This is a genomic window from Mesorhizobium sp., from assembly GCF_004963255.1.
In the GTDB taxonomy this organism is placed as follows: Bacteria; Pseudomonadota; Alphaproteobacteria; order Rhizobiales; family Rhizobiaceae; genus Mesorhizobium.
The window spans coordinates 53,338-63,801 of the sequence record NZ_SUGA01000034.1; the positions used below are offsets into that span (position 1 = coordinate 53,338).

Sequence of the window (10,464 nt, forward strand, 5' to 3'; positions counted from 1 at the left end):
CAACGGGTGATCCGGCGTTTGCTTGCCTTGTCCGGGGGAGTATGGCTAGGTCGGCCATGCTGGTCCGGCGGGGCCGTGATTTGCCGAAAGATTTCGAAAGGAAGCCGATCTGTCGACCGGCGCTGAGAAGGTGTGGATGAGGCCGCTGGCGCGATTTTTCGCGCTGGCAGGCGTTGCCGTGCTGGCAAGTTGTCAGATGTTCACGCCGCCGGACGTGCAGGAGAGCGGCTTCCAGCCTTCCGACAAGCCGATCACCGTCGACAATGTCGTCGCCAACGCCAAACTCGCCGAAATGGCCAAGGCGCAGCATCCGCGCATTCTCGCTACCTATGGCGGCGAATATTCCGATCCGAAGCTGGAACGCATGGTGGCCAAGGTCGTCGGCAATCTGACCGTGGTGTCGGCCAACCCGACCCAGACCTATCGCATCACCATCCTCAACTCGCCCAACGTCAACGCCTTCGCGCTGCCGGGCGGCTATCTCTATGTGACGCGCGGCCTGCTGGCGCTGGCCAATGATTCTTCCGAGCTTGCCGCCGTCATCGCACATGAGATGGGCCACGTCACGGCGAATCACGGGCTGCAGCGGCAGCAGCTCGAGGCCGAGGAAGGGTTGGCGACCAAGGTCGTTTCCGATGTGCTCGGCGACAGCCCAACCGCCAAGGCGGCGCTGATCCGCGGCAAGCTGAGGCTAGCGCAATTCTCGCGCAACCAGGAACTGCAGGCCGACGCCATCGGCATCAAGTCGATCGGCGAGGCGGGCTACGATCCTTACGCCGCCGGCCGTTTCCTGCAGTCGATGTCGGCCTATACGGATTTCCGCTCGGTCAGCGGCGCCACCGACGCCAGCCTCGACTTCCTGGCGACGCATCCCAACACGCCGCAGCGCATCGAGCTGGCGCAACGCCTTGCGCGCAATTTCGGCCCGCCCGGCGTCGGCACGCGCGACCGCGACGCATTTCTGGCCGGCATAGACGGCCTGCTTTACGGCGACACGCCGGAAGAGGGCTATGTGCGCGGCCAGACCTTCATGCACCCCAATCTTGGGGTCTCCTTCACCGTGCCGGACGGTTTCGTCATCGATAATTCGGCGGCCGCCGTCACCGCGACCGGGCCGGGCGACATCGCCATCCGTTTCGACGGCGTGGCGATCGACAAGTCGGTGTCGCTCACGGATTACATCCGCAGCGGCTGGGTGGCGGGGCTCGAAGACGCCAGCGTGCGGCAGGAGACGATCAACGGCAACGAGGCGGCGATGGCGCATGCAACCGCGCAAGGCTGGCAGTTCGACATCGCCGTCATCCGCGCCGGCGGGCAGGTCTACAGGCTGCTGACGGCGGCGCCCTCGGTCAGCGCGTCGCTGGATCCAGTCGCGCGCTCGGTCAGCGGCTCCTTCCGTGTGCTCACCCCGGCCGAGAAGGCGGCGCTGAAGCCGCTGCATATCCGGGTCGTCACCGTCCAGGCCGGCCAGACTATGGGTTCGCTGGCGGCCCAGATGGTCGGCGTCGACCGCAAGCTCGACCTCTTCCGCGTGCTCAACGCCATGTCGCCGGGCGCCAGCGTATCGGCCGGCGACAAGGTCAAGATCGTCACCGACAAGTAGGGCTCCGCATTCGCGTTCGCGCGGCCCGGCGCTTTGAGAGCTTGCCGCGATGCGCGATCCCTAAAGCGCGTTGCGACCTTTCAGATTCGCTCCATGCGCGTAGCTTTTTGGTCACGTTTCTTTGTCCCGAAACCGATTCACACTTTCGGGATACATGCTTTTAGCCGCGTACTCGACATGGCAACATGCCTTGTCCCGGCTGGTCCGGCCACGCGTCGCGGCTGCTATCCACCTCTGACGGTGGAGATGCCACCAAAGCCTGTGGTGCTGGCGTCGGTGCCGGGAGGTTCGCCCGTGGTGGGGCTGTCGGGGGTATCCGGAGTGTCGCTGTCCGGAGTGCTGTCTTCAGTACTGCTCTGCCTGGAAGGAGACGGGCGATCGCCGCTACTGCCGCCCCGCCAAGGCGCCGGCTCGATTAAGGGCGGCACCGGTTTGACCGGAGGTGGGGTTATCATCGGCGGTGCAGGCGCGCGGATCACCCTGATCTTCGTGATTACCTTGGGCTTGCATACAGCGGCTGTCTGGAAGCGGCGCCCGGCAAGACCGAGAATGCTCATCGAATAGACTTCCTGCCGTTCCATGCTGGCCTTGAGGAACGCCAGAGCGCGGGCCGGATCGGCGGGCACGCCATTGCGGCCTTCCTGGAAGATCAACGCGAGGTCGTTCATGGCGCTGATATGCCCCATCGCCGCAGACTTGAGCAGCAGGTCCAATCCCTTTCGGGGGTTCGGCTCGACGCCGACGCCGTTGAACAAAGCGCGTCCCCAGGCAGCCATGGCGGCTGGATCCCCCTGGTCGGCCGCCTGGGCGTAGAGGCCATTCGCTTTCGTAACATCCGCGGCCGTGCTTGTTGCGGACGCCGCCATATAGGCGAGCTCGAAAACGGCGCGGGCATGGCCCTTGTCGGCGGCTTCCTGAATGGCCTTCCTAGCCTCGTCGACCTTGCCGGCCGCCAGCAACGCCCGCCCGAGCTCATAGCGGAAGCGGACGACATTGGGGTAGGCTTTAACCGCCGCTTCGCAAGCTTCGATCGCTCCGCCGCCGATCTCGTTCGGCTGGCGGCCGGGGGCGACGCCCTGCAGGTCGAGCGGCGCGCCTGCCGCCCGGTCGCAAGGGTCGACGCTTGGCGACAGTTTCATCGTGGCCGGCTTTGACGCCTTGCCAGCGCGGATCTGGAAGCCGACCTCGAGGGGAGCGGCGGCGCCGATCTGCGGCTCGTAGCGCAATTTGTCGATCTCGTTGGCCAGAATGGTCGAATCCGGCGACAATGTGCGATCCGGCAGCGACAGCGTTCCTGTTGCCGGGTAACTCGCGAGCTTCAGGCTGATGCCGGGGTCTCCGGTCGGAAAATCCAGGTTCAACGGAACCGGGCCGACGCCGACCGGGACGCTGAGTTCGCTCTTCTTCTGGATCGCCTCGGCGGCACTGGTGATGTGGAGGCCACGCTCCACCATCAATTGCTTCTGCTCGGCCTTCAGGGACGCTGCACTCTGCTGGCCCTCAGCGCCACCCTTGATGCGCAAGACGAGGATGCCCTGAGATACGCCACCCCACTCGTCATGTGTGGCATAGGCCAGCGTTTCGACCTGTTCCTGCGTGTCGGACGCCTTGGGCAGGTCGATCAGCAGACGCGGCAGGTCGTTGCCCGCAATCCGGTCGCCTTCGGCGACGGGTTTGCCGTCCAACACCAGGCCTGCGAGCGCGGGAAGCGTTTCAATGCTTACGGTGGCCGCGCTGCCGTCGACAGTGACCGGCGTCGGCAGGTCAAGCGCGACCGGCCCGATCCCCGACGGCACGACTCTCTCCAGCACCGGCGGCAGCGCCGGCTTGTTCGCACGGTGCATGAGCACCACTTCGTCGATCAGCGAAGAGTTCTCCCAAGGAACCTGCTTGCCTTTGGTGGCTGCGACCACGTCGCGGCGCACCGCGGCCATGACCGCGCGTATCTCCTGGTTCGGCGCCAGCGCGCGGCGCGAAAAAGCGGACGAGAACGGACTGGCGTTGCCCGTCCCGTCATAGGCGATCGCATCGGGACCGGTGGCAAAGGCAATCAGCGCGTTCTGCGAGCTTTTTACCTCGGCAAGACCGGTGCCGCTAGCGGTGATCATCTGGTCCCGCAGCCAGTAGTCCTTGCGCGGAAACGGATTGTTGCGGCAGGCATCGAGGATGATGATCTGGATTTTCGACTTCGAGCGCAATTGCTCCAGCACGTCATCGAGCTTGATCGCCTGAACCTCGATGTCGGCGGCCTGCTTAAGCGAAGCGTCGACAGGGATCAGGAAATTCACGCCACCGATCTGAAACCCGTGGCCCGAATAATAGACGACAGCGAGATCGGCGCCGTCCGCGGCCGCAAGATAGTTGCGGAACTGCTCCTCGAACTGGAGCTTGGTGACGTCCTTGGCGACGAATACATCGAAACCGGCCAGCCGGAACGTCTTCGAGACGTCCTCTGCGTCGGTGTCCGGGTTCTTGAGCGCCGGAATATTGCGGTATTGCGAATTGCCGATCACAAAGGCAACCCTGCGGTCAGCGTGCGCTTCGAACGTCGCGAAGCCCACGAGGATCAAGGCTGCAAGGAAGGCGCAGCATCGCAGCATGGCAGTCCCCCATCCGCTATGGTCTATCGGATTCACCAAAGACCAGTTGCGCGCGCGGGTCTGTTAAAGAATTCACAATACGCTGATACAGTAAGAAGGAAAGTCTTTGCCGCAACGGGGATATATTTTTGTTCAATGAAAGAACTCGCCAACAACTTCAAGTTGCTGCTCAGGCGGCCTCCGCCAGAAATTCCGGGTTCTGCTTCACCAGCGCCAGCTTCAGCTTTTCCATGGCACGCGCCTCGATCTGGCGGACGCGCTCCTTGGAGATGCCGAGCTGTTCGCCAAGCGATTCAAGCGTGGCGCCGTCATCGCTCAGCCTGCGCTCCTCGATGATGCGAAGCTCGCGGGCGTTGAGCGCGCCAAGCGCGCTTTTCAGCCAGAGGGCGCGGCGCTGGACGTCGATTCTTTCGCCGACGATCTCGTCGGGCAGCGGGTCTTCGGAGACCAGGAAATCCATCCGCTCGGCAGCGCCGTTTTCGTCGGCAAGCGGTGCGTTGAGCGAGCTGTCTGGGGAGGACAGGCGTGAATCCATCATCGCCACGTCCGCTTCGGGAACGCCGAGCGCCGCCGAGACCTCACGGTAGAGCGTGGCATTGGAGAGCGGCTCGGCGCCGTTGGCCAGCCGTGCGCGCAAGCGCCTGAGATTGAAGAACAGCGCCTTCTGCGCCGAGCTGGTGCCTCCGCGCACGATCGACCAGTTGCGCAGGATGTAGTCCTGCATCGAGGCGCGGATCCACCAGGTGGCATAGGTCGAGAAGCGCACTTCGCGCGCCGGCTCGAAACGGGCCGCCGCCTCGAGCAGGCCGACATGGCCCTCCTGGATGAGGTCGCCGAGCGGCAGGCCGTAATGGCGGAATTTCGAGGCCATGGAGATGACCAGTCGCATATGGGCGACGGTGATCCGATGCAGCGCGTGCTGGTCGTTCTCTTCCTTCCAGCGGAGCGCAAGGACATGCTCCTCGTCGCGCTCAAGATAGGGAGCCTTCATTGCCGCCCGGACCAGTGTCCGTCCTGCCGCGTCCTCAATCATGCCGGCTCCTGTTGGCGGTCATTACGCTCATGACGGTTGAAAAGGCGCCGCCGCGCCCTACAACAGCCATGCAACGTGTCAGGCGCATGGATGGTTCCGCCGCCCGAGGGGGCAAATGTTGCCGGCGGGAACATTCTGTCAGCGGGCTCGGAAATCCCGCTTGGCGGATTGTCGGGCGATTTTGAGAATCAGATTTCCGGGAAAGCCGATTTTTGAAATCTGGTTCCTTATTTCGCGACCTTCTATCTGTCAGTTTCCGGCTCTCACAATCGGACCGGCATACCGGTCAAAACGGGATCACAGAAAAATGAAATGGCTTAAATCGCTCCTCATCGCCGGAACGCTGCAGGTTCTGGCGGTCACCGCCGGCCATGCCGGCGCCAATCTCGACCAGATCAAGCAGGCCGGCGTGCTCAAGGTCGGCACGGAAGGCACCTATGCGCCCTTCACCTATCATGACGAATCCAACGCGCTGGTCGGCTTCGACGTCGAGATCGCCAAGGCCATCGGCGACAAGCTCGGCGTCAAGGTCGAGTTCCTGGAAGGCAAGTGGGATGGGCTGATCGCAGGCCTCGACGCCAACCGCTACGACGCCGTCATCAACGAGGTCGGCATCACCGACGCGCGCAAGGCCAAGTATGATTTCTCCGATCCCTACATCGCCTCGAAGGCGGTGCTGATCGTGCGCGGCGACAATACCGACATCAAGACCTTCGCCGATCTCAAGGGCAAGAAGGCGGCGCAGTCGCTAACCTCGAATTTCGGCAAGCTTGCCGAGAAGAACGGCGCGGAACTGGTCGGCACCGACGGCTTCGACCAGTCGATCCAGCTTCTGCTCACCGGCCGCGCGGACGCCACCATCAACGACAGCCTGTCCTTCCTGGATTTCAAGAAGCACAAGCCGGACGCCAATGTGAAGATCGCCGCGCAGGAAGAGAATGCCGACTATTCCGGCGTCATCGTGCGCAAGGGCGATCCGGAACTGGTCGCGGCCATCAACAAGGCGCTGGCGGACATCAAGGCCGACGGCACCTACAAGAAGATCGCCGACAAGTATTTCGGCCAGGACGTTTCGCAGTAAGCTGGCGGTCGTTTTGCCTGAACTCCGGCGGGCCGTCGACGACGGCCCGCTGTTTTTTGGCACGACATTCATCGGGCTGTCTTTGACGGCTCGCCGGGTTTTGCATGATAGTCAGTCCACACGGGGCAACGCGCCGCCGTATCTGGAAGGGAGAAGCGCCCCGTGCCGCACTGGCTGCAATTGATGCTGGAATCGCTGCCGACGCTGTTATGGGCGGCGCTGATCTTCACCGTGCCGCTGACGCTCCTGTCGTTCGCGCTCGGGCTCATCGCCGGGCTGGTGACGGCGCTGATCCGGCTGTTCGGGCCCAAGCCTCTGGTCGCGCTGGTGCGCTTCTATGTCTGGATCTTTCGCGGCACGCCGCTGCTGGTTCAGCTGTTCCTGATCTTCTATGGCCTGCCGTCGGTCGGCATCCTGCTCGATGCCTTTCCCGCGGCGCTGATCGGCTTCACGCTCAACATCGGCGCCTACACGTCGGAGATCATCCGCGCCGTCATCGGCTCGGTGCCGAAGGGCCAGTGGGAGGCGTCCTATTCGATCGGCATGACCTGGAGTCAGGCGATGCGGCGCACCATCCTTCCACAGGCGGGCCGCGTCGCGGTGCCGCCGCTCTCCAACACCTTCATCTCGCTGGTCAAGGACACCTCGCTGGCGGCCGCCATCACGGTGCCCGAGATGTTCCAGGCCGCGCAGCGCATCGTCGCCACCACCTACGAGCCGCTAATCCTCTATGTCGAGGCGGCGGCGCTCTATCTCGTGCTGAGCTCGGTGCTGTCGGCGCTGCAGGCGCGGCTGGAGGTGCGGCTCAACCGCTATGGCGGCTTCCTGGAGGCCAATTCATGATCGGCCTTACCGACATCGAGAAGCGTTTCGGCGACAATCTTGTCCTGAAGGGCGTCACCGTCAGCATCGACGAAGGCAGCGTCACGGCGCTGGTCGGCCCTTCCGGCGGGGGCAAAAGCACGCTTCTGCGCTGCATCAACCTGCTGGAGATCCCGACTTCCGGTTCCTTGCGCATCGGCGAGGAGACGCTTGCGTTCCATCCGGGCGGCAAGGTGCCGGCAAAAGATATCCAGCGCATCCGCCTGCAGACCGGCATGGTGTTCCAGAACTTCCAGCTCTTCCCGCATCGCACGGCGATCGAGAATGTCATGGAAGGGCTGGTGACGGTGCTGAAATGGCCCGAGCCGAGGGCGCGCGAGCGGGCGATGGCGCTGCTAGAGAAGGTTGGGATGGCGCACAAGGCCGATGCTTGGCCGGCAACGCTGTCGGGCGGCCAGCAGCAGCGCGTGGCGATCGCCCGGGCGCTTGCGCCGTCGCCGCGCGTGCTGCTCTGCGACGAGCCGACCTCGGCGCTCGATCCGGAACTGGCGCAGGAAGTGGTCGACGTGCTCGGGCAGCTGGCCCGCGAGGGCACGACCATGGTGATGGCCACGCATGATCTCCGGCTCGCCTCCAAGATCGCTGACGAGGTCGTCTTCCTCGATGCCGGAGCGATCGTCGAGAAAGGCCCGGCCTCGGTCGTGTTCGACAGTCCGGAGCGCGAGCGCACGAAACGTTTCATTGCCTCGCTGCGGCAGGAAGAGGCACAGAAGGAAGGGGGAGGCGCGTAACCTTCAACAGGCCTTTCAGAAACAAAAAACCCGGCGCGAGGCCGGGTTCTTCGTAACTTAAAGGCGAAAAAGCTCAGGCAGCTTCTTCCTGTTCGGCTTCTTCGTTGTCGGCCTTGGCGCCGCGCTTCGGGCCTTTGTTGAGGTTGACCTCGATAAGGCGCACCGCCTCGGTCTCCGACATGCGGTTCACCGCGGCGATCTCGCGAGCCATGCGGTCGAGCGCGGCTTCATAGAGCTGACGCTCGGAATAGGACTGCTCCGGCTGATTGTCGGCGCGGTAGAGGTCGCGCACGACTTCCGAGATCGAGATCAGGTCGCCGGAATTGATCTTGGCATCATATTCCTGGGCGCGGCGCGACCACATGGTGCGCTTGATGCGGGCGCGGCCCTGCACGACCTTCAGCGCGCGGTCGACATAATCCTCTTCCGACAGCTTGCGCATGCCGATCGAGGTCGCCTTGGCGACCGGAACCTTCAGCCGCATCTTGTCCTTCTGGAAATCGATGACGAACAGTTCCAGCTTGTGACCCGCAACTTCCTGCTCGTCGATCGCCACGATCTGGCCGACGCCATGCGCCGGATAGACGATGAACTCGCCGGTCTTGAACCCGTGGCGGGCCGCGGTGGACTTCTTCTGCGGGGTGATCGTTGCCATTACGCCCTGAACTCCTTAGTTGTGCCGTCGGCATCATGCCGGCGCGAACCGATGGGGCCGGCGATAGCCGACCGTTAGCCGCGCAACAGGATGAACCCACCGGAAAAGCAGGGGGACCGGCATATCGCAACAATGCGACCGCCTGCCCCAGATCGCTCTGGTCCGGAATTAAAAGCTCACCTTTCAGTGATTTGGGGCGTTAGCGCCATAAATCGACGTCGTGTCACCGGCATGTTTGGCTTATGTAACACAAAAAGTCGGAAGAATCAAGGTTTTGCCGCGTTCGCTAACGCCAAGCGGCAGTGCTGCCTGTCAAGACAGTATTTGTATCGGCCCCGTTACGCGGCGTCATGCCAGCGCTATCGGCCTCTTTCTCAATCACCCTCGCCGGGCTCGGCCGAGAAATATTTCTCGAACTTCCCGGTCTCGCCGTCGAAGGTCTTGGCGTCGGCCGGCGGTTCTTTCTTGGCCGTGATGTTGGGCCACTTCTCGGCGTATTCGGCGTTGATCTGCAACCATTTGTCGAGACCGCCCTCGGTGTCCGGCTTGATCGCGTCCGCCGGGCATTCGGGCTCGCACACGCCGCAGTCGATGCACTCGTCGGGATGGATGACGAGCATGTTCTCCCCCTCGTAGAAACAGTCGACCGGACAGACCTCGATGCAGTCCATATATTTGCATTTGATGCAATTGTCGGTCACGACATAGGTCATTGCAGGCTCCGGAACGTCCCATTTTGTTGGGCTTTTTGGCTGAGGTAACGCCTTTGCCCGCCGCATGCAAGGGTAGGGATTACCGTCGGAGCCGGAGGGCCGGAAAGGAATTCCGGCCGGAAGAGCGGATCGACGTCACCGAGCCTGATCGCCGCGCAGTTTCGCGGAATGGCTCCGGCCGCGCCCCCGGGCAGGTCATGTCTCAATCGTCGCCGAGCAGACGATCGGTCTGGCGGCGCTCGCGTTTGGTCGGGCGGCCGCTGCCGGCCTCGCGCAGCGCCGGAATGGCGTCCGCAACGGCCCCGCCTTTGGGCGTCGGTGCCGGCGACATGTCCTGGTAAAGCAGCCGCGCTTCATCGGCCGGCCCGCGCCGCGTGCCGCAATCCAGCACTTTCCAGACCAGGATGCGGCCCTCGAGCGTGATGGTCAGCACGTCGCCGGGCTTCACCAGATCGGAGGCCTGCGCTGCTTTGTCGCGATTGATGCGCACGCGTCCGGCGACGACGACCTTCGCGGCCAGGGACCGCGACTTCACCGCGCGCGAGAAGAACAGCCATTTGTCGATGCGCTGGCGGCCCTCTCCAACCATCGCAACCGACCGAGGTTATTTCTTCAGCTGGTCGCGCAGGGCGGCGAGCTTGGCGAAGGGCGAATCCGGATCGAAGCGCTGCGGGCGTTCCTCGCGCGGCTTGCCCTGGAAGGCCGGCTTGCCGCCCGGAGCGTTGCCTTTGCCTTCTTGCCTGTTGCCCTTCCAGTCAGGCCGGCCGTCGCGGCGGCCCCCCTCGTGGCGATCCGGGCGCTCGCCTTGCGGGCGACCTTCGCGCCGGTCGCCTGTTTCCGGCCTCGGCTTGAACTTCGAGCGGTCGAAGCGCGGCTTGCCGGCGCCGTCGCGGCGGCCTTCGTTCGCCGGCTTGTCGCCAGGCTGGCCGCCTGCGGCACCTGCCTCGCGCGCGGGCTGGCCACCGCGCGGGCGATTGTCTCGACGGTTGTCGTGGCGCTGGCGCGGGCGCTGGTGATCGAAACGCGCCTGGCGCCACAGAAGGACAGGCTTCGGTTCTTCAGCTTCAGCCGGAGTTTCGCTGGCCTTACCCTCCCCCTCGTGAAGAGGGTCGGCGCGCAGCGGCGGGGCGGGGGGAGCGCCGGCTTCGGTGGTATCGGCACTGCTT

Annotated in this window: 9 protein-coding genes and 1 pseudogene; 4 read left to right on the plus strand and 6 right to left on the minus strand. The window is 64.0% G+C overall.

Annotated elements, in window-relative coordinates:
- Positions 1-136 precede the first annotated feature (136 nt).
- On the plus strand, positions 137-1,603 hold the full coding sequence (locus E5X34_RS26250) for a M48 family metalloprotease (protein ID WP_292570875.1): 1,467 nt from the start codon (positions 137-139) through the stop codon (positions 1,601-1,603).
- A 224-nt stretch (positions 1,604-1,827) separates the two neighbouring features.
- On the opposite strand, the gene E5X34_RS26255 is transcribed toward E5X34_RS26250, so the two are convergent.
- On the minus strand, positions 1,828-4,203 hold the full coding sequence (locus E5X34_RS26255) for a caspase family protein (protein WP_292570879.1): 2,376 nt from the start codon (positions 4,201-4,203) through the stop codon (positions 1,828-1,830).
- A 169-nt stretch (positions 4,204-4,372) separates the two neighbouring features.
- Positions 4,373-5,236 (minus strand): RNA polymerase factor sigma-32, encoded by an 864-nt coding sequence (locus E5X34_RS26260; protein WP_126064022.1) that lies wholly within the window; start codon positions 5,234-5,236, stop codon positions 4,373-4,375.
- Between the two features lie 307 nt (positions 5,237-5,543).
- Between E5X34_RS26260 and E5X34_RS26265 the strand changes: the two genes are divergently transcribed.
- From E5X34_RS26265 to E5X34_RS26275, 3 genes are all read left to right on the plus strand, one after another.
- Positions 5,544-6,317, plus strand: a complete 774-nt coding sequence (locus tag E5X34_RS26265; protein ID WP_292570882.1) for an amino acid ABC transporter substrate-binding protein — start codon at positions 5,544-5,546, stop codon at positions 6,315-6,317.
- 162 nt (positions 6,318-6,479) lie between these two features.
- On the plus strand, positions 6,480-7,160 hold the full coding sequence (locus tag E5X34_RS26270; RefSeq protein ID WP_127251867.1) for an ABC transporter permease subunit: 681 nt from the start codon (positions 6,480-6,482) through the stop codon (positions 7,158-7,160).
- Complete coding sequence (locus E5X34_RS26275) at positions 7,157-7,930, plus strand: amino acid ABC transporter ATP-binding protein (protein ID WP_292570885.1); 774 nt, start codon at positions 7,157-7,159, stop codon at positions 7,928-7,930. The genes E5X34_RS26270 and E5X34_RS26275 overlap by 4 nt, the downstream gene beginning before the upstream one ends.
- Before the next feature lie 73 nt (positions 7,931-8,003).
- On the opposite strand, the gene E5X34_RS26280 is transcribed toward E5X34_RS26275, so the two are convergent.
- From E5X34_RS26280 to E5X34_RS26295, 4 genes and pseudogenes are all read right to left on the minus strand, one after another.
- Positions 8,004-8,585 carry a CarD family transcriptional regulator gene (locus E5X34_RS26280; protein ID WP_040974338.1) on the minus strand — a complete coding sequence of 194 codons (582 nt, stop codon included), beginning with the start codon at positions 8,583-8,585 and terminating at the stop codon, positions 8,004-8,006.
- 374 nt (positions 8,586-8,959) lie between these two features.
- Positions 8,960-9,298 (minus strand): ferredoxin FdxA, encoded by a 339-nt coding sequence (fdxA, locus tag E5X34_RS26285; RefSeq protein ID WP_112129660.1) that lies wholly within the window; start codon positions 9,296-9,298, stop codon positions 8,960-8,962.
- A 202-nt stretch (positions 9,299-9,500) separates the two neighbouring features.
- Positions 9,501-9,887, minus strand: a complete 387-nt coding sequence (locus E5X34_RS26290; protein WP_126064026.1) for an RNA-binding S4 domain-containing protein — start codon at positions 9,885-9,887, stop codon at positions 9,501-9,503.
- Between the two features lie 15 nt (positions 9,888-9,902).
- A pseudogene (locus E5X34_RS26295) lies at positions 9,903-10,464 on the minus strand (helicase); the annotation flags it as partial.